An 18,937-nucleotide genomic window follows, 5' to 3' on the forward strand; every position below is an offset into this window, starting at 1 on the left:
GAGCGAATTTCGTTGTTCATAGGATCTCGATCTCGACCGTTAAAGTTCAATGACCGCCTGCGAGCAGGAGACCGGCCAGGGTTGCCAGGCCATGTGCAAGCACATGGTCGTCGTAAGCGGTGCTTGCCGCGCGGTTCGGTGAGGCAATGCATGCCCCGCTGCTGGGCAGGGCGGCGTGGTTGGCGTCGAAGGGGCTGCCGTTGCCGTTGCGGTCCTCGCCCGGAATCACCACGGCAAATGCAGGGTGGTAGCGCCGGTTGGAGGCGCAGTCGGCGGCACCTTCCAGACCGTCGTTGCCGGTGACGTGGACGTGGGTCGCGCCGACGGGCTGGTTGGCGGCGTTGCCAAGTGCGGCGAGCAGGTCATTGCGCGAGCGGTGCCCGTTGGACGGCGCCAGGTCGCCCGTGCGCTCCGCCAGAACGACGAGGTCGGCATCGACCGCGACGTTGCGATACACCAGATAGCGGGCGCGCGACTGTGTAGACGGGTTGGCCAGTCCCAGCGCTTCGTAGGGCACCCAGCCAGTCTCGACACCGTCAGGGCAATCTCCTGCAGCGTCACCTTCGCGTCCATTGGCGCTGGTGTCCGGGCATGGCAGGCGGTGCTGCAGCCGGGCAAACGCCACCACCGCCGCTTCGATCTGCAATGCGCTTGCGGTGGCATCACCGCGCTGATCCGCGCGCAGGGCAAAGGCGCCTGCTGTTGCGCCGGCCAGCATGCCAATCACCACCAGCACGATGGCCAGTTCGGTGAGTGTGAAGCCGCGAGCCCGGTGCCGGAGCGCTTTCATCGCTGGGCCGGCGCCATGAAGTCGAAACGCATCTGCGCCTGCAGCGCCTGCAGGCGGTCGAGCTTGCGTTGCAGGGCGGCGCTGTCGGCTCCGCCCGGCTGACGGGAGAGTTGCTCGATTTCCATGGCAAGCGCCTGCATTTCGCCGGCAAGAGCGAGGTTGCCGCGCAACACGCTTATGTCCACGCCGCCAACGACAGTGCCGCCGTGGGCTTGCTGCAGCTCGCCAAGCAGGGCATCCACCTCAGCGATCTCGGGCGGCTTGCCGCTGTTGATCAGCGTCATGAGCTTTTGCTGAACCTCGGCAAGTGCGGGTGCCGATGCAGATGTGCCGCTCGCGCTCGCGGATGCGGGGGCTGTGCCGGCACCGGCCATCCACGGTGGCGGCGCTTCCGCAGGTTGTTGCTGTGGCACAGCCGGTGCGGTCACCGTCTCCGCAGGGCGCGGTACCGTTGCGGTCGCCGGGCGTGACGCAGTGTCGGCAACGGGCTGCACAGGGCGCAGGAACCAGACCGCGCCCGCGCCAAGACCGACACCCAGCGCTCCGGCGAGGATCCAGGGAGTGATGCGGTTCATCAGCGCATCCCCCCTTGCCGGGGCGCGGAGGCGGGCCGCGGATCGGGCACGCTCAAGGTCTGGCGTCCGTGTGCATCGTGCACGATTACGGTGTTACGGCCGATGTGAGTGATGCGCCCGCCGTCAGGCAAGGTATCGCCGCGGCGCACGTAGTTGCCGTCTATGACCGCGCGCAGAAAGCCGTCGCCTGCGTAGATGAGGCTCAGTTGGCGCTCCTGCGGGATGTCCGAGGGGCCGAATGCAAGCGTACCGCCTGCCACAGGCTGTGTTGACGCCGTGCTTGCAGGCGGTCGGCTCGCCACCAGCGTCGTCAGCGGCGGACTGTAACGGTTGAGGCTGGCGGCAATCGGCTCAAGTTCGGCCTGCAAGGCCCTCAACCGGGCCAGTTCGGCATCGGTGGCGCGCAGCCGTGTGTGCAGCTCTGCCGCGGCAGGAGGAGCGAACGCGGGGGCGGCAGCGGGGATCATGGAAGCGCCGAGCGCCGCGACGGCGCAGAGCGCGAACAGCCCCCCCAAAGGCAGGTATTTCATCAGGTGCGTCCTCCATAGGCGTGCTCGGTCCGGGTCAGGCGGTAGGAAAAAACGCCTGAAGCCTGGCTGCCACTGGCCGGGTCCAGAGCCTGGACCTCAAAGCCGCCTTGACGCAGGCGGGAGACGAAGCGGGCCAGTTGATCGCCACCGCGCATGCCGTTGTCGGTGGCGCCTTCCAGGACGATTCCACTGCTTGGGTCGTCGAAACGCACGCGCAGAATGCGCACGCCGCTGCCCGCGGCGGCAGACAGGTCGCGCAGCAAGGCAACCACGTCCTCCTGCTGGCGGGTGCGACTCAAGCGTTCGAGGAACTGCAGATCGCCCAGCGGCTGTGGGCCCAGCGTCAGCAACTGGCGCTCGACCTGCTCGGCGCGCAGGACCAGGGCCGCTTCCTGGGCGAGCAGGGACTCGGCCTGCGCGCTGGCGCTGCGAGCCTGGAGATGGGTACCGATGCCGCTGGCAAGCAGGATCGCGCCGGCCACCAGGGCGGCGGCGCTAGCCCATGGTAGAAGTTGCTCGGCGTGTGCGAGCAGGCGCGGCACAAACAAGGAGGTGCTGTCGCTGACGCGTGCCGCTGCCGCCATCGTTGGCAGTGCGGAGAGCAGCTTGCCGGTGTCCGAGCTGAGCGCGTGCAGCGCTGCGAGGTGGGCGCGAGCCCCCGCGCTCAGCGCAAAGCTCGCAACCAGCGCGGCCTCGGCGCTCTCGTCGCGGCAGAGGGTACTTAACCACAGAGTCTCGGGGATCTCCCCGGAGGTGTGCATCGCATCGCTGACGTGGCGCCCCAGTGCGGCTGCGGCGGCCTGGAGATCCTCCGCGCTTTCGCTGTAGGCCCGCGTCTCCGCATGGATGATCGAGTCGCGCCCGCAGTGCACATAGCGAAAAAGGAGACCGTGACGAATGGCCACCGCCTGCTTTTCGCTGCCCAGGCGGCGCATCACCGCCAGCAGGGGGAGAACCAGACAGTGATCGGGCTGGCGCTCACTCCAGGCCAGCAGCCGTTGCCACTCGTTCATTGGCACCGCCGTATACAAGGCCTTGAAGCCGCGCCCGAGGGCTAGGCGGTGGCACAGCACGACCTTGTTCTCGCCGTCCACAATACCTTCGGTGCGCAGGCGCTTCTCGATCAGGGCTTCGGCTGCGGCGGGCTGCCCCTCCAGGGCCAGGGCGCCACTATGCGCTGCGCCAAAATCACTGATCACGACAGCTGGCGCAGCGGGCTCAGGAAATGCGCCGAGTTCGCGCAAGGCCCCGCCGTCGAGCATCAGCCAGCGGTTGTCGAGGTGGAATACGGGCAGGGCGGTCTTCATTGTGGCTCTCCTGCGCGGAACAGCACGGTGCCGCGCAGCGACATGCGCAGTGGGTTGGCGCCGCTCTCCGGAGCGTGGAACAGGCCTTCGTCGAAGCGCGTCACCGACAGTTCGAAGGCTTCCGCGACGAACAGGCGTCCGCGCCCCTGGCTGGTGCCGAGCAGTACCTCGTTGGCATCCTCGCGTGGCAGGCTCTGGTCGCGGATCGCCATCCGCCGCTCGGCCCAGTGCGCCGGGGTGAGGCCCAGCGACTGCATGCGGATGCGCAGTGCGGAACCTGTCTCGGCCAGCATCACCTGGCGCTCTGCCAGTTGCAGACGGTCCTGCGCCTGGGCCAGGGCGGCCTCGGCTTCGATGTGGGCGCGCTCGGCATGCTGGGCACGGTTGCGGCCGTCCGCAAAGGTCAGCAGTCCGCCGCCCAGCACCAGTGCGGCCAACGCGCAGCCGGCCAGGCGGGTACGGCGCCGGACGGCCAGCCCGGCGGAACTCGGCAGCGGTGAAGTATCGGCGGGCATCATTACTGGTCCATCACCCAGTGCGCGGTCAGCAATTGCACGCGATCCTCATCGCGGTTGCGCCCGCTGCCCGTCCCGGTGGCGTTGGCGGCGGCCTCGGCCTGGGCGTAGGTGTTGTTGCCCAGCCATTCCGAGCCAGGGCGCTGGCGAGTGTTCTCGGCGTCGTTGCCGGCGCTGTTCTGCTGACGGAAGCGACCTTCGAGTGCGTCGGGCTTGCCGTCGATGAGCTGGTCGAGATAGCGTGCCAGGTCCGGAGTCAGGCCGCGCAGTACCAGCACGTTGCCAGCACCGGAGATGGTTCCCGGCGGATTCCACTGGAAGCACACCTGCAGTTCCACCGCGTTGCCGTTGCTGTCCTGGTAAAGGTAGCGGTCTTCACGCCCCTCGCCGCGGCCGGGGGGCATGCGGACCCCGATGCGCTGCATCAATGCACGCAGGTTCTGTTGAGAGAGAGCGGGATCACCGGCGCCCACGGTGCTGAGGGCATAACCCTGGCCGTTGCAGATACGCAGGCCGGTATTGGCGAAGCTCTCCGGGATGCCCGGCAGGGCGCCGTCGAGGTTGCCGCCAGCGCCGGTGGTGGCACCACCGATGGTGGCCGCCCCTCCGTTCACCATGTAGGTGGGCGAGGTCTGTACATCACCCAGCACCACGCCAGCGCGTTGAAAATGCTCGTCGTATGCCTTCTTCCAGCCCATGGCGAACTTGTTGGCGACCTTCTGGTACTCGGCGTTGCGCTGGACATCCTTGCCGATTGCCACCGCACCCAGGATCAAGCCGATGATGACCAGCACGATGGCCATTTCGATGAGGGTGAAGCCCCCTTGCGTGCGGCCCGTGCGACGGATGGACGTGTTCATGCTCATGCTCCTGTGCTGAATCCCGCTTACTGATTCATCTTGTAGTGGGCGACGACGGTGACGATCTGGTCCTCGTCGCGGTTACGCGCATTGACCGGATTCCCGCTGGGGTCGATGCCGGTAAAGCCCGCTTCCATGGTGTTGTTGAAGGCCCACTGCGCGCTCGGGGTGCCACTGGTGGCGCATGCCGCGCCTTCGCGGCGGAACTGGCCTTCGCATTCGTCGGCCTGGCCGTCGATCATCTGGTCGAGTGTGCGTGCCAGGTCGGGAGTCAGGCCGGCGATGACCATCACGTTGCCGGAGCCCGATGCCGTCCCGGGGTTGTTCCACTGAAAGCACACCTGGAGTTCCTGCGGATTGCCGTTGCTGTCGAGATAGACGTAGCGGTCTTCGGAGCCCTCGGCGCGTCCTGGCGGCATGCGCACGCCGGCGCGCTGCATGATGCCGCGCAGGTCGAACTCACCGCCGCCGCCCGTAGTCTCCTGCGCGCCGCGAGCGATGCGCGCGGATCCACCGCGGCAGATCGCTGCAGGGGCGGTTGCCGTGGTCATGTCGCCACCAGAGGCCGTAGCATAGTTGGCGCCGTTGACCATCAGCTGCGGCGCGGTCTGGTTATCACCCGGCGCTACCCCGGTGCGCTGGACGTGGGTGTTGTAGGCCACTACCCACTGATCAATGAACTTCTGCTTGATCTTGGCGTACTCTGCATTGCGCTGGACGTCCTTGCCGATCATCACTGCGCCCAGGATCAGGCCGATGATCACCAGCACAACCGCCATTTCCACCAAAGTGAAGCCGCCCTGCGATGCCCTGTTCGACTGTCTGTTCATCTGTTCTCACCTTCTGAATGGTTCATGCCGTCAGCCCGGCGAGTCGCCGCACGAGCTACTCTGTCCGTAGTTGTGCCGACGATATCCAGCGATCGTGAGAGAAACGTGAGAGAAAGGCGTGGCGGCGGGGGGCACAACAGGCTTGGTGCGACTTTTTTCACATCGACGGGTAATTCGTCCGTAACTCGTCCTGCCCGCCTTGCAGCCATGACCTTCGCGGCATAGACGGCTATCATCCGTTGTGCGGGACACTTGCCGGTTTGGCAGGGTGTTGGACCGCCCCAGACATTCAGGAACAGAGATGGTGGTAGATCTGCAGGAAATCATCCGTACCCGTGAAGAGGCCGACTGCCTCGCCGACGCCGCCGCCGTCGAGGCCGCGCTGGGGCGCATGGCAGCCGACATCAGCGCCCGCCTGCGCGACAGCAACCCGCTGGTGTATACGGTGATGAATGGCGGCCTGATCCTTGCCGGGCAGCTCATTCCGCGGCTCGACTTCCCGCTCGAAACCGCCTACCTGCACGCCACCCGCTATGGCCTCGCCACCCGCGGCACGCTGCTCGACTGGCGGGTGCGCCCCACCCAGGACCTGCGCAACCGCAGCGTGCTGGTGCTCGACGACATCCTTGACGAAGGCCACACCCTGGCCGCCATCATCGAGCACCTGCGTGAAGAGGGCGCGCGCGAGGTGCTCTCCGCGGTGCTGGTGCACAAGCTCCACGAGCGCAAGGCCTATCCCGGCATGCGCGCCGATTTCACCGGCCTCGACATCGCCGACCGCTTCCTGTTCGGTTGCGGCATGGACTACAAGGGCTACTGGCGCAACGCGCCCGGCATCTATGCCGTCAAGGGCCTGTAAACAGGGAGGGCAGAGAGCATGCTGGTCGTATTCAAATCCGCCGCCGCCGCCGACGTGATCATGTTCGGCGAGGTGGCGAAGAAACTCATCGCTGCGATGGGCAAGGACCCCGCGGACGCCAAGGGCATCGTCACCGTCGAGCAGCTCCCCGAAGCGGCCGCCCGCCTGCGCGTGCTGATCGAGGAAGAAAAGGCCCGCGCCGCTGCCCAGGCCGTCGCCGAGGATGACGAGGCCGCCCGCGAGGCCGGACACACCGGGATGGCTGCGCCGGTCAACCTCGCCCAGCGCGCCTGGCCGCTGCTGGAGATGCTCGACTACTCGATCAAGGAAGAAGTGCCGGTGGTCTGGGGCGTCTGAGCCCGCTCCTCACTCGGCGTCCGGCTGGTTTGCCGGCGCCGCCAGGCGGAAGGCCTCCAGCGCCTCGCAGGCCTCGGCGATGCGCAGCACCGTGGGGATGTGCGCGGTGTTGCACTTGAAGCGCTGCGCGTTGAAGACCTGCGGCACCAGGCAGATATCGGCCAGGGTGGGCGTGTCGCCAAAGCAGAAGCGTCCGCTGCGCGGCGCTTGGGCCAGCATGGCCTCCACCGCGGCGAGGCCTTCTTCCACCCAGTGGCGGTACCAGGCGGTTTTCTGCTCCTCGCTGGCGCCCAGTTCGCGGCTCAGGTACTGCAGCACGCGCAGGTTGTTGATCGGGTGGATGTCGCAGGCGATGGCCTGGGCCAGCGCGCGGATGCGCGCGCGCCCGAGCGCATCGCCCGGCAGCAGGGGCGGCTGCGGGTGGGTTTCGTCGAGGTACTCGATGATCGCCAGCGACTGGGTGAGCACCGCGCCGCCGTCTTCCAGCGCCGGCACCAGCCCGGCCGGGTTGAGCGCCAGGTAGTCCGCCTGGCGCTGTTCGCCGCCGTTGCGCAGCAGATGCACCGGCACCGCCTCATAGGGCAGGCCCTTCAGGTTGAGGGCGATGCGCACCCGGTAGGCGGCGGAAGAGCGGAAGTAGGTGTAGAGCTTCATGGTTTCATCATCCGGATTACGCAGGTCTTCCAACACTGCCCGGGCTTCGACAAGCTATCAAGAAACAGCTTTCTAAGTCATCGCCTGAAACGGGCGCAGAGTCCAAATCCGTTCGGGCTGAGCCTGTCGAAGCCCGCTCAAAGGCACCGCCATCAAGTGCCCTTCGACAGGGGCGAACGGTTGTGGTTGTTTCAAAGACTCGCCTTGCCACGCCCACCGCGGGGCTTACTTCGCTCAGCCCGAACGGTGTTGGCTGCTGTACGGTCTGTTCAGCGCGCCAGTGGCGCCACCTTCTGCTCGATGGCGCCGAAGATGCTCTGCCCGCGCTCGTCGCGCATGTCGATCTTCACCCGGTCGCCGAAGCGCATGAAGGGGGTGGCCGGCTTGCCGCCCTCGATGGTCTCGTACATGCGCACCTCGGCCAGGCAGCAGTAACCCACCCCGCCGTTGGCGATGCTGGAGCCGTACAGCCCGCCCTGCTTGTTGGAGACGGTGCCCGAGCCGATGATGGAGCCGGCTTCCAGTTCGCGCGTCTTCGCCACATGGGCGACCAACTGCGGGAAGGAGAAGGTCATGTCCACGCCGGCATCGGGCTTGCCGAAGGGCTGGCCGTTGAGTTCGACTTCCAGCGCGCGGTGCAGCTTGCCGTCGCGCCAGGCCGCGCCCAGCTCGTCCGGGGTTACCGCCACCGGGCTGAAGGCCGAGGCCGGCTTGGACTGGAAGAAGCCGAAGCCCTTGGCGAGCTCGGCCGGGATCAGGTTACGCAAGGACACGTCATTGACCAGCATCAGCAGGCGGATCGCGCCGGCGCATTGTTCCGGCGTGGCGCTCATCGGTACGTCGCCGGTGACCACTGCCACCTCGGCCTCGAAGTCGATGCCCCAGTCCTCGCTGGCGGCGACGATGTCGTCGCGCGGGCCGACGAAGCTGTCCGAGCCGCCCTGGTACATCAGCGGGTCGGTGTGGAATTCCGGCGGCAGCTCGGCGCCACGCGCGCGGCGCACCAGCTCCACATGGTTGATGTAGGCCGAGCCGTCCGCCCACTGGTAGGCACGCGGCAGCGGCGAATGGCACATCGCCGGGTCGAAGGGCATGGCGTGGCGGGCGTGTCCGCCGTTGAGCATGTCGTAGACCAGCTCCAGCTGCGGGGCGACGTCGTCCCAGTCATCCAGCGCGGCCTGCAGCGTGCGCGCGATGCCGGCCACGGCCTGGCAGCGGCTGAGATCGCGGCTGACCACGACCAGCGTACCGTCGCGGCCGCCGTGCTTGATGGTGGCGAGTTTCACGGGTGGGGTCTCCTTGTTGGGGGCGTGTGTGGGGGGGGGGGTGCTGATCCGCTCCCTCCCCTTCAAGGGGGCGTAGGCGGGGTTTCGCGGAGCTTCGCTCTGCGCCGCCGGAGCGGCGGAGCAAAGCGGAGACTCCTGGGCCGGGGATGGGTTTGTACAAGCGTATTTAGAAACCCATCCCCCTCCTGTCTGGAGGGCTGGCTTTGCACAGCCAGCCCGCTCCGGCGGCGCGAAGCAGTGCTTCACGAAACCCCGCCTACGCCCCCCTTGAAGGGGAGGGAGCGAACCAGCGTCCGTCGCCCGGATGCAGCGTAGCGTAATCCGGGACGGCGCTCAGTTGAACATCGTCTTGTACCTGCCGTCGTGCATCCACGCCGCGTGCTTGGGTGCCTTCTTCGTCCTGGCCCACTCTTCCAGCATCTCCCACTTCACCTTGTCGAGCGCGTCCAGCATGCCCGGGCGCAGGGTGTTGGCGGCCAGTTCCAGGCGGTGGCCGTTGGGGTCGAAGAAGTAGATGGACTGGAACAGCGCGTGGTCGGTGGGGCCGACCACCTCGATGCCTTCGGCCTCCAGGCGGGCCTTGGTGGCGAGCAGTACCTCCATCGATTCGACTTCCAGCGCCAGGTGCTGGGTCCACGCCGGAGTGTTCTCGTCGCGGCCCATCGGCGCGCGGGTCGGCAGTTCGAAAAAGGCGAGGATGTTGCCGCCGCCTGCGTCGAGGAAGATGTGCATGTAGGGGTCCGGCTCGCCGGTGGACGGCACGGCGTCTTCTGCGATTGACAGCACCAGCTTCATGTCCAGGTGCTTTTCGTACCAGCGCGCGGTTTCCAGCGCGTCCTTGCAGCGGTAGGCGACGTGGTGGATCTTGTTGACCAGCATGGGGTTACCTCCGGGTGTTCGTGGTGCGCCCCTCCCCCTTCAAGGTGGAGGACAGGAGGGGGATGGGTTTCGTTGTGCCGTGGCAACCCATCCCCACCCCAGCCCTCCCCTTGAAGGGGAGGGGGCTTCTTTTGGCGATACTGCGTCAGACGCCTCCACGCGCGATCCGCATCGCCTCGCGCAGCACCGCGATGTCGCCGATGTGGTTGGCGAGCAGCAGGATCAGGCGGGCGTTGACCTGCGCGCTCTGCTCGTCGGTCAGCTCGCGGTGGGTGTCGATCAGCAGTTCGTAGAAGTCGTCGCCCGGGCTGAAGGTGCGGAAGTAATGCGTGCCCGGCTCGAAGAAGTTGGGTTGGGTGTTGAGTGCCATGGATGCGGGCTCCTTCAGGCGTTGCAGGTGGCGCGGGCGACGGCGGCGCGCACCGCGGCGGCATCGAGCGTGCGCCAGCGCGCGGCCACATGCTGGTCGGGGCGGGCCAGGTAGGCCGTGCCCGGCTGCAGGTCGTAGCGTTCGCGGATGCGGCCCTTGGTGTCGGTCACCGTGGCCAGCCCCATCGGCGCACTGCCGCGGGCGGCCACCACCAGCGCCTGCACCGGAATCGGCCCGTCGGCCAGGCCGGCCAGTGTGGCGGCGGTGGCGGCGTCCAGCGTGGCGGCGTCTTCCACGTAGTAGAGCAGCTGGAAGCGGTTGCCCAGCACCTGCAGCAGCCAGTCATCGCCGTCGGCAGTGCGCACCGGGGCGTCTTCCATCGGCGCGCCGGGCACCATCTGACCGGCAAAGGGGGCGCTGTCCGGCGTGTTGAGCGGCGAGCCGGTGAGGAAGCAGGGCACCGACAGGCGGCCGGAATTGACCAGCGCGCGGGCAAAGGGGTAGTGCTCCGCCAGGCCCAGCACCGCGTTGCGGAAGGTCTTGCTGACCGCGCTCTTGGGGGTGATGAAGTCGGTGGAGCGGGTCGAGTTCATGATGTTCTCGTCCGCGCCGAAGGTGCGCTCTGCCGAATAGGTGTCGAGCAGGGTGGACGGCGCCTTGCCCTCCATCACCAGCTTGAGCTTCCACACCAGGTTGTCGGTGTCCTGGATGCCGGAGTTGGCCCCGCGCGCGCCGAAGGGCGAAACCTGGTGCGCGGCGTCGCCGACGAAGAGCACGCGGCCGTGGCGGAAGTCGTTCATGCGGCGGCACTGGAAGGTGTAGATGCTCACCCATTCCAGGTCGAACTCGCGTTCGTCGCCGAGCATGGCCTTGATGCGCGGGAGCACCTTCTCGGGCTTCTTCTCTTCTTCCGGGTCCACGTTCCAGCCAAGCTGGAAGTCGATGCGCCAGACGTTGTCGGCCTGCTTGTGCAGCAGCACCGATTGGCCGGGGTGGAAGGGCGGGTCGAACCAGAACCAGCGCTCGGCCGGATAGTCGGCCTTCATCACCACGTCGGCGATCAGGAAGCGGTCCATGAAGATCTTGCCTTCCACCTCCAGGCCCAGCATGTGGCGGATCGGGCTGCGCGCGCCGTCGCCGACGATCAGCCAGTCGCAGGTCAGGGTGTAGGCGCCGTCCGGTGTTTCCACCCGCAGCGTGACCTTGTCCTCGCCCGGAGTGACCGCGATCACCTTGTTCTTCCAGCGCAGGTCGATGTTGCCCACCGCCTCGGCGCGCCGCACCATGTACTCTTCCAGATAGTACTGCTGCAGGTTGATCATGCCCGGGCGGTGGTGGTCCGGCTCCGGGCAGAGGTTGAAGTTGAACACTTCCTGCTCGCGGAAGAAGGTGCGCCCCACATTCCACGACACGCCCTTCTCCACCATCTCGTCGCCGCAGCCGAGGCGGTCCAGCACCTCCAGCGCGCGCTTGGCGTAGCACACGCCGCGCGAGCCGATCGAGACGATGTCGTCGTCATCGAGCAGCAGCACCGGGGTGCCCTGCTGTGCCAGGTCGATGGCCGCGGCCAGCCCCACCGGACCGGCACCCACCACCACCACCGGGTAATGCCCGTCGCGGGCCTCGGCCAGTTCCGGCGGGCGCCGGTAGGCGTACTTCGGGTATTGATACGTGCTCAGCACGGTGTCTCCTCCTGTGTGCTCGTTTTGCCGGGCCGCCTTTTGTCGGGCGTGTCACCGGGTACGTCTGTGAAACCCTGTTGGTTCGATAGCGTTCGGGTGATCAACCACCGTTCGCCCTTCGGCTGCGCTCAGGACGGGCCTGTCGAAGCCCGTTCGAAGGCACTGCCATCAAGTGCCCTTCGACAGGCTCAGGGCGAACGGAGTACCCGTTTCCTGCGTCTGCTTTGCCACGCCCGCGGCGGGGCTTACTTCGCTCAGCTCGAACAGTGGTTGCTTACTCCTGCAGCGCGTGCCACATCTGCTGGTCGCGTTCCGCCGTCCAGATGCGCGGGTCGCGGATGCCGCTGGCTTCGTCGTGAGCGCGCGTCACGTCGAAGGGCAGGCAGTGTTCGTAGATGAAGACCTGGCCGAACTTCGGGTCCATGTTCCTGCGCGTGTGCGCCATGGTGGCCTTCAGGTCCATGCCCTGCGCCACCGCTTCCTGCGCGCTGGTGAACAGCGTGGAGACGAAGTCGCGGGTGTAGGCCAGGCCGGCCTGCACGCGTTCCGGCGTCATCAGCGCCGGGCCGCGCCCCGGGACGAGCTTCTGGAAGTTCATCGCCGCCAGATTGTCGAGGGTCTGCGGCCAGTCGGCCAGGTAGGCGTCGCCGGTGTAGCAGGCGGCGTCGGCTTCCACCAGGTCGCCGGAGAAGCAGATCGACTGCGCGGGCAGGTACACGATGGTGTCGCCCTTGGTGTGGCCGCGCCCCACCTGCTTGATCTTCACTTCCAGCTTGCCCAGCCACAGCGTCATCTCGCCCTGGAAGGTGAGCGTCGGCCAGGTCAGCCCGGGCACGCTCTCCACCGCGTTGAACAGACGCGGGAAGCGGCCGATCTCGGAATCCATGTCCTGCTGGCCGCGCTCGACGATCAGGTCCCAGGTGTCCTGGCTGGCGATGATCTGTTCCAGGCCCTCGTTCTTGTAGCCGGAGGCGCCGAGCACGCGCACCGCGTGGTAGTGGGTGAGCACCACGTACTTGATCGGCTTGTCGGTGATCTCGCGCACCTTGGCGATCACCGCCTGCGCCATCACCGGCGTGGCGGTGGCGTCGATGATCATCACCGCGTCGTCGCCGATGATCACCCCGGTGTTGGGGTCGCCTTCCGCCGTGTAGGCGTAGGCGTTGTCGGACAGCTTGTCCCAGCTGATCTGCTTCTCTTCCAGGTCTGCCTGTGAGGCAAAGGCCTTGGTATTCATCGGATGTCTCTCCTCTTGTCGCTTCCGTGGATGGACGAATCCTAGTTCACAGTTTGTTAATGGTCAATACGTTCGCTATTGTTAAATTACGACAAGCGGAATACGATCCATTGCAACTGCTAAGATGCCGCCCTGCAGGGCTAGCGGAGGCATGAGGGGAACGGTTTGGAAGAAGAACGCAACGGCAGTCGCGGCGCGGACCGCCGCGGCATCCAGTCCATCGAGGTGGGCGGCGCGCTGCTGCAGGCGCTGGTGCGCCAGGGCGCACCGATGATGCTCAAGGACCTCGCCCGCGAGGCCGGCATGCCGCCGGCCAAGGCCCACCCCTATCTGGTGAGCTTCGGCAAGCTCGGCCTCATCGAACAGGACCCGCTCACCGGGCGCTACGGCCTGGGGCCGTTCTCCCTGCAGATGGGCCTCACCGCCCTGCACGGGCTGGACCCGCTGAAGGCCGCCACCATCGAGGCCGCCGGCCTCGCCGACGAGATCGAACTCAACGTCGCCATCGCGGTGTGGGGCAACCACGGCCCCACCATCGTGCGCATCGAGGAAAGCAGCAAGCAGATCCACGTCAACATGCGCCCCGGCACGGTCATGACCCCGCTGCTGCTCTCCGCCACCGGCCGCGTCTTCGCCGCCCTGCTGCCGGCGCGCATCACCCGCCCCATCCTGGAAAAGGAAGTTGCCCAGTTCGCCGCCTCGCCGCAGGCCGCGCTGCGCCTGTCGCGCCGCCATGTAGACGAGATCGTCGCCGAAGTGCGCCAGCACGGCATGGCGCGCGCCGTCGGCAACCCCATCCCCGGCATCAACGCCTTCTCCGCCCCGGTGTTCGACAGCAGCGGCAACCTCGCCCTGGCGATCACCGCCATGGGGCCGGCGGACGCCTTCGACCCCAGTTGGGAAGGCGAGACCGCGCACAAGGTGCGGGCGTGTGCCGCGGCAGTTTCACAGCGGCTGGGGAGTAGGGCGGGGTAGCTTAAGGGACTGAATGGCCGGACTTCGCGGCTTTGCGTAGTGGAGATAATCGGCGAAATGTCGCCTGTGCCGGCTGTCTCGGCAGGCTCACTATACGAGCGCATAGCTATGGAATAATGCCGTATCACTTCACGCCAAGGCGAACGGCATGGATGCGCTCACGTCCTCGGACCTCAAGACCATCCTCCACTCCAAGCGGGCAAACCTTTATTACCTGGAGCATTGCCGTATCCTGGTGAACGGCGGCCGCGTCGAGTACGTCACCGACGAAGGCAAGCAGTCGCTGTACTGGAACATCCCCATCGCCAACACCACCACCCTGCTGCTGGGCACCGGAACCTCGGTCACCCAGGCGGCGATGCGCGAACTGGCCAAGGCCGGGGTGCTGGTCGGTTTCTGCGGCGGAGGCGGCACACCGCTGTTCACCGCCAACGAGGTCGACTTCGAAGTCGCGTGGTTTTCGCCCCAGAGCGAATACCGCCCGACCGAATACCTGCAGTCCTGGGTGCGCTTCTGGTTCGACGACGCGCTGAGGCTGAGCGCCGCCAAAGCCATCCAGCAGGCCCGGCTCACTCGCATCGCCGCGCACTGGACCAACAACCGGCGACTCGCGGAAGCCGATTTCGCCGTACCCCGCGAACGGCTCGAAGCCGCACTGGAAGCCTCCCGGCGCGCCATCACCACGGCACCGGACAACACCGCCCTGCTCACTGAAGAAGCCCGCCTCACCAAGACCCTCTTCAAACTCGCCTGCGACGCCACCGACTACGGCGAGTTCACCCGCGCCAAGGGCGGCAGCGGCGGCGACCCGGCCAACCGCTTTCTCGACCACGGCAACTATCTCGCCTACGGGCTGGGCGCCACCGCCACCTGGGTGCTCGGCCTGCCACACGGCCTGGCGGTGTTGCACGGCAAGACGCGCCGCGGCGGGCTGGTGTTCGACGTCGCCGACCTGGTCAAGGACGCGGTGATCCTGCCGCAGGCCTTCGTCTCCGCGATGCGCGGCGACAGCGAACAGGAGTTTCGAGACAACTGCATCGAGACCCTGGTCCAGACTGAGTCGCTGGACTTCATGATCGACACCATCAAGGCCATCGCCACCGAAACCGGGAAATGCGCCGCATGAACGTGCTGCTCATCTCCCAATGCAGCAAGAACGCGCTCACCGAAACCCGGCGCATCCTCGACCAGTTCGCCGAACGCCGTGGCGATCGCACCTGGCAGACGCCCATCACCCAGGCCGGCCTGGAAACCCTCTACCGCCTGCTGCGCAAGACCGCGCGCAAAAACACCGCCGTGGCCTGCCACTGGATCCGCGGCAAGGACCATAGCGAGCTGCTGTGGATCGTCGGCGATGCGCGGCAGTTCAACGAGCGGGGGGCGACGCCGACCAACATGACACGGCGTAACGTGCTGCGCGCGGAATCGGAGAACGACTGGCACAGCCTCACCCTCATCCATCAGCTGGCCTCGCTCGCGGCGCTGCTGCACGACCTCGGCAAGGCCTGCCTCGCGTTTCAGCAAAGACTCGCAGCAAAGGGACCTGTCGCACGCAACCTGTATCGCCACGAGTGGGTATCACTGCGTCTGTTCCAGGCTTTCGTCGGCAACAGCACCGACACCGAATGGCTGGAGCGGCTCATCGCCCCGTCTGCGGAAGATGACACCAGCTGGATCGATCGCGTGCTGCGGGACGGGATCGACTCCAATGCGCGCGACAGCAAGCCGTTCACCGTGCTACCGCCGCTCGCGCGGACGGTCGCGTGGCTGGTGCTGACCCATCACCGTCTGCCGCTCATGCCGACTAAGGATGCCAATGGGCAATGGAAGTGGCTGGGGGCACGTGTAACCGATCTGAGCGCAGCCCAACTGGACAACCTGTTGGAGAAGGTGGAAGCGAACTGGAACGAACTTTCTAATGGAGCGAACAAGGACGAGATCAAGCCGTACTGGACGTTCCCCCACGGACTTCCGGTCACAATCGATGCCTGGCGCAAGCGCAGCGCACGCGTGGCACGCCGGCTGCTGGCAATCGTGCAAAGCGCCGATGCGCGCGACTGGTTACAGGATCCCCACGTGATGCACCTCGGCCGTCTCGGCCTGATGCTGGCGGATCACCACTACTCCAGCCTCACCGACCCGACCGCGCGCAGCGACCTCAATCCGGCCTATCCACTGTTCGCCAATACCAACCGCAAGACCGGCACCTTCAATCAGACGCTAGACGAACACCTGCTCGGCGTCGCCCGGCACGCTGGCATGGTCGCCCATGCGCTCCCCGGCTTCGAGCATCACCTGCCACGGCTTGTCCGCCACAAGGGCTTGCGCAAACGTAGCGCCGACGCCCGCTTTCGCTGGCAGGACCGCGCGGCCGACCTCGCCGGGGCAATGCGCGAGGCCGCCGCCCGCCATGGCGCATTCATCGTCAACATGGCCTCCACCGGCTGCGGCAAGACGCTGGCCAACGCCCGCATCATGAACGCTCTCGCCGACCCGTCGCGCGGGCTGCGCTGCGCCTTCGCGCTCGGCCTGCGCACCCTCACGCTGCAGACCGGCCGCGCCTTCCGCGACGAACTGCAGCTATCGGACAACGCGCTGGCAATCCGCGTCGGAGGTGCCGCCAACCGCGAACTGTTCGAGCACTACGAGCAACTCGCGGAGCAGAGCGGATCGGCTTCCACCCAATCCTTGGTGCCCGAGGACGCGGGTGTGGTGTTCGAGGGCAACACTACTCACCCCTTGCTGCGGCGCCTGTTCCACGACCCGCGCATCCACGCGCTGATCGCCGCGCCATTGCTCGTCTGCACCATCGACCACCTCACCCCGGCCACTGAGAGCCAGCGCGGCGGCGGCCAGATCGCACCGATGCTGCGCCTGATGAGCGGCGACCTGGTGCTGGACGAACCGGACGACTTCGACATCGACGACCTGCCCGCACTGGCCCGCCTGGTGCATTGGGCCGGCCTGCTCGGCAGCCGCGTGCTGCTGTCCTCCGCCACCCTGCCGCCGGCACTGGTGCAAGGGCTGTTCGAAGCCTATCTCGACGGGCGGCGCTGGTTCCAGCGCAATCGCGGCGAGCGGCCCGGCACCGCGCCCGAGGTGTGCTGCATGTGGGTGGATGAGTTCGACCAGACCCGGCATGACTGTGGCGAGGGCGATGCGTTTGCCACCCAACAGCTGGCGTTCGCCCAGCGCCGCCATGCGCGCCTCGCCAAGGAGGCCGCACGGCGACGCGCCGAACTCTTGCCCCTTCCGCTCGCAGGCAAGGCGCACGATGTCCTGCGCCCCACCATGGCGGCGAGCATGCGCGAGGCGGGCTTGAGCCTGCACGCCGCGCATCATGCCATCGACCCCCAATCAGGCAAGCGCGTCAGCTTCGGCCTGATCCGCATGGCCAACATCGACCCGCTGGTCGACGTCGCGCTGGCCCTCTACGCCCTCGGCGCGCCGGAAGACACCCGGATACACCTCTGCACCTACCACTCGCAATTTCCGCTGCTCATCCGCTCCGCCATCGAGCACCGCCTGGATGCCGCGCTCAACCGCCGCAAGGCTGACGCCGTCTTCGCGCTACCGGAGATCCGCAGCCGGCTCGACACCAACCCGGAGGCGGACCACCTCTTCATCGTGCTCGGCAGCCCGGTTACTGAGGTCGGGCGCGACCACGATTACGACTGGGCGGTGGTTGAACCCTCCTCGATGCGCTCGCTGATCCAACTCGCCGGGCGCATCCGCCGCCACCGGCCAGGTGCAGTAGACACGCCCAACATGATGGTGCTGGACAGCAACCTGCGCCATTTCGAGCACCCCGGTGAACCGGCCTACTGCAAGCCCGGCTTCGAGATGCCCGCCCCACCCTTCAAGCTGCAGTCCCATTCGCTCGCGGACTTGCTCGAGTCCGAACAACGCGAGGTCATCGACGCCCGCCCGCGCATTCTGCCCAAGCCGGACGAAGCGCTGCAGCCAACGGCGAGACTGGTGGACCTCGAGCACGCCCGCATCCAGTTCCAGATGCGCCCGCAAACCGGCGAGGCCGAACTCAGCGACTATCAACGGCGCAAGGGCCGCCGCCCGGCTCCGTCGATCAACGCCACCACTCACTGGCTGCGGCCCGGTGTCTCACTGACCGCGGTTCTGCCCCAGCAACAGCCCTTCCGCTACGACCCCCAACCCAAGGTGGACGTCGTCCTGCTGCCCGAAGAGGAAGGCGAGGACTACGCCCTTCACCGCGTCGCGCCCGCGGAGGAGCGCTATCGCAAGCTGTACGTGAGGATCGAGGACGGCCTGAACCACCGCATCGCCGATGCGCAGGTGACCGGCACACGCATGACGCCTTGGGGCGTTACCGACTACATGACGGAACTGGCCGCGCTGGCCGAGGAACGGGACATGACGCTGGAAGCATGCGCCGAGCGCTACGGCACGGTGACGCTACCCGAGAACCCGCAGGGTTGGCGGTTTCATCCTGCGCTCGGTTTCACGAGGAAGCGGTGATGAGCGCGACTACCCGTGGCCTTTGCCTATTCGGCATCGAACTCACCCGCAGCTTGCAAGAGTCCTGGCAGCTTCACGGCAAGTTCCGGCACTGCGTCACGCACCGTGTCCCACACCACCTCGATATCAAGCTCGAAGTAGCCGTGGGCAATCCGGTTGCGCATGCCCCGCATCGCAGCCCACGGAATCTCCGGGTGGGCAGCAATGAAGCCCGGAGCACCCTCGGCGATTCTCGACGCCACCTCGCCGATCAACAACAGATTCAGGACGACTGCCTGCTGGGTCCGCTTGTCGCGCTCGAAGGCCGCGAAGTCAAGCCCATCGACATAGCCGCATGCATCCCCCGCAGCCGCCTGCATCTGCTCAACCCAAAGCGTCAGACGCTCCGCGCGCTTCATAGCGGACGGGCTTCACCAACGACTTGCGCGCGGATCCGTGCGGGCAGATCGCCGGGGGTGACCACATCAACGCGCACGCCCAGCATGTCTTCAAGCTCCACCTGCAGACCGCCCAGGTCAAACAAGGTCGTTCCGGGTTGCGGATCGACCAGCAGGTCGAGATCACTACCGTCTGTGTCGGTCCCATGCAGCACCGAGCCAAACACACGCGGATTGCGCACACGAAAACGTGCGACTGCCTCGCGGATCGACTGCTCGCGATGCTGAAGTGCGTCTGAAGGCTTCATGAGTCACCTATGAATTGGACCAGCAATCGCATTTGACCAAGGGGAGGACTGG

Annotated in this window: 20 protein-coding genes; 5 read left to right on the plus strand and 15 right to left on the minus strand. The window is 66.7% G+C overall.

From position 1 onward, the window contains the following. Positions 1–46: 46 nt before the first annotated feature. The 7 genes from C8261_RS02795 to C8261_RS02825 form a co-directional block, all read right to left on the minus strand. Positions 47–790, minus strand: coding sequence for a type II secretion system protein (locus C8261_RS02795; protein WP_107492141.1), 744 nt, complete (start codon positions 788–790; stop codon positions 47–49). Next, positions 787–1,074 (minus strand): hypothetical protein, encoded by a 288-nt coding sequence (locus C8261_RS02800; protein WP_107492142.1) that lies wholly within the window; start codon positions 1,072–1,074, stop codon positions 787–789. Before C8261_RS02800 ends, C8261_RS02795 begins: the two co-directional genes overlap by 4 nt. 290 nt (positions 1,075–1,364) lie before the next feature. Continuing rightward, positions 1,365–1,895, minus strand: coding sequence for a hypothetical protein (locus tag C8261_RS02805; RefSeq protein ID WP_107492143.1), 531 nt, complete (start codon positions 1,893–1,895; stop codon positions 1,365–1,367). Then, on the minus strand, positions 1,895–3,202 hold the full coding sequence (locus C8261_RS02810) for a hypothetical protein (RefSeq protein ID WP_107492144.1): 1,308 nt from the start codon (positions 3,200–3,202) through the stop codon (positions 1,895–1,897). The genes C8261_RS02805 and C8261_RS02810 overlap by 1 nt, the downstream gene beginning before the upstream one ends. Then, complete coding sequence (locus C8261_RS02815; protein ID WP_107492145.1) at positions 3,199–3,720, minus strand: hypothetical protein; 522 nt, start codon at positions 3,718–3,720, stop codon at positions 3,199–3,201. Before C8261_RS02815 ends, C8261_RS02810 begins: the two co-directional genes overlap by 4 nt. Beyond that, positions 3,720–4,577, minus strand: a complete 858-nt coding sequence (locus tag C8261_RS02820; protein ID WP_107492146.1) for a type II secretion system protein — start codon at positions 4,575–4,577, stop codon at positions 3,720–3,722. The genes C8261_RS02815 and C8261_RS02820 overlap by 1 nt, the downstream gene beginning before the upstream one ends. Positions 4,578–4,603: 26 nt before the next feature. Next, positions 4,604–5,407: a type II secretion system protein gene (locus C8261_RS02825; RefSeq protein ID WP_107492147.1), complete on the minus strand. Its 804-nt coding sequence runs from the start codon at positions 5,405–5,407 to the stop codon at positions 4,604–4,606. 301 nt (positions 5,408–5,708) lie between these two features. On the opposite strand from C8261_RS02825, the gene C8261_RS02830 reads away from it, so the two are divergent. Both C8261_RS02830 and C8261_RS02835 read left to right on the plus strand, forming a co-directional pair. Further along, positions 5,709–6,266 (plus strand): hypoxanthine-guanine phosphoribosyltransferase, encoded by a 558-nt coding sequence (locus C8261_RS02830; protein WP_107492148.1) that lies wholly within the window; start codon positions 5,709–5,711, stop codon positions 6,264–6,266. An 18-nt stretch (positions 6,267–6,284) separates the two neighbouring features. Continuing rightward, on the plus strand, positions 6,285–6,623 hold the full coding sequence (locus tag C8261_RS02835) for a DUF1840 domain-containing protein (RefSeq protein WP_107492149.1): 339 nt from the start codon (positions 6,285–6,287) through the stop codon (positions 6,621–6,623). 9 nt (positions 6,624–6,632) lie between these two features. Here the strand turns inward: C8261_RS02835 and maiA are convergent, their stop codons facing one another. The 6 genes from maiA to C8261_RS02865 all read right to left on the minus strand — a co-directional run bounded on the left by maiA (position 6,633) and on the right by C8261_RS02865 (position 12,731). After that, complete coding sequence (gene maiA / locus C8261_RS02840; protein ID WP_107492150.1) at positions 6,633–7,277, minus strand: maleylacetoacetate isomerase; 645 nt, start codon at positions 7,275–7,277, stop codon at positions 6,633–6,635. Positions 7,278–7,546: 269 nt separating this feature from the next. Continuing rightward, a complete protein-coding gene (locus tag C8261_RS02845) occupies positions 7,547–8,563 on the minus strand; it encodes a fumarylacetoacetate hydrolase family protein (protein WP_107492151.1) in 1,017 nt (338 codons plus the stop codon). A 333-nt stretch (positions 8,564–8,896) separates the two neighbouring features. Beyond that, complete coding sequence (locus tag C8261_RS02850; protein WP_107492152.1) at positions 8,897–9,442, minus strand: VOC family protein; 546 nt, start codon at positions 9,440–9,442, stop codon at positions 8,897–8,899. 145 nt (positions 9,443–9,587) lie between these two features. Continuing rightward, complete coding sequence (locus tag C8261_RS02855; protein WP_107492153.1) at positions 9,588–9,812, minus strand: DUF2783 domain-containing protein; 225 nt, start codon at positions 9,810–9,812, stop codon at positions 9,588–9,590. Positions 9,813–9,826: 14 nt separating this feature from the next. Further along, a complete protein-coding gene (locus tag C8261_RS02860; protein ID WP_107492154.1) occupies positions 9,827–11,494 on the minus strand; it encodes an FAD-dependent oxidoreductase in 1,668 nt (555 codons plus the stop codon). Positions 11,495–11,768: 274 nt separating this feature from the next. Continuing rightward, positions 11,769–12,731 carry an MBL fold metallo-hydrolase gene (locus C8261_RS02865; RefSeq protein ID WP_107492155.1) on the minus strand — a complete coding sequence of 321 codons (963 nt, stop codon included), beginning with the start codon at positions 12,729–12,731 and terminating at the stop codon, positions 11,769–11,771. A gap of 165 nt (positions 12,732–12,896) precedes the next feature. On the opposite strand from C8261_RS02865, the gene C8261_RS02870 reads away from it, so the two are divergent. The 3 genes from C8261_RS02870 to cas3f all read left to right on the plus strand — a co-directional run bounded on the left by C8261_RS02870 (position 12,897) and on the right by cas3f (position 18,200). Beyond that, on the plus strand, positions 12,897–13,706 hold the full coding sequence (locus C8261_RS02870) for an IclR family transcriptional regulator (RefSeq protein ID WP_107492156.1): 810 nt from the start codon (positions 12,897–12,899) through the stop codon (positions 13,704–13,706). A 148-nt stretch (positions 13,707–13,854) separates the two neighbouring features. Next, entirely contained in the window at positions 13,855–14,832 is a 978-nt protein-coding gene (cas1f, locus tag C8261_RS02875; protein ID WP_107492157.1) for a type I-F CRISPR-associated endonuclease Cas1f, read from the plus strand. Next, a complete protein-coding gene (gene cas3f / locus C8261_RS02880; protein ID WP_107492358.1) occupies positions 14,829–18,200 on the plus strand; it encodes a type I-F CRISPR-associated helicase Cas3f in 3,372 nt (1,123 codons plus the stop codon). Before cas1f ends, cas3f begins: the two co-directional genes overlap by 4 nt. 26 nt (positions 18,201–18,226) lie before the next feature. Here cas3f and C8261_RS02885 read toward each other — a convergent pair whose 3' ends face one another. Beyond that, entirely contained in the window at positions 18,227–18,598 is a 372-nt protein-coding gene (locus C8261_RS02885; protein ID WP_107492158.1) for a HepT-like ribonuclease domain-containing protein, read from the minus strand. After that, positions 18,595–18,885, minus strand: a complete 291-nt coding sequence (locus C8261_RS02890) for a nucleotidyltransferase family protein (protein ID WP_107492159.1) — start codon at positions 18,883–18,885, stop codon at positions 18,595–18,597. The genes C8261_RS02885 and C8261_RS02890 overlap by 4 nt, the downstream gene beginning before the upstream one ends. Between the last annotated feature and the right edge of the window lie 52 nt (positions 18,886–18,937).

This window comes from Pseudothauera lacus (assembly GCF_003034845.1).
In the GTDB taxonomy this organism is placed as follows: domain Bacteria; phylum Pseudomonadota; class Gammaproteobacteria; order Burkholderiales; family Rhodocyclaceae; genus Pseudothauera; species Pseudothauera lacus.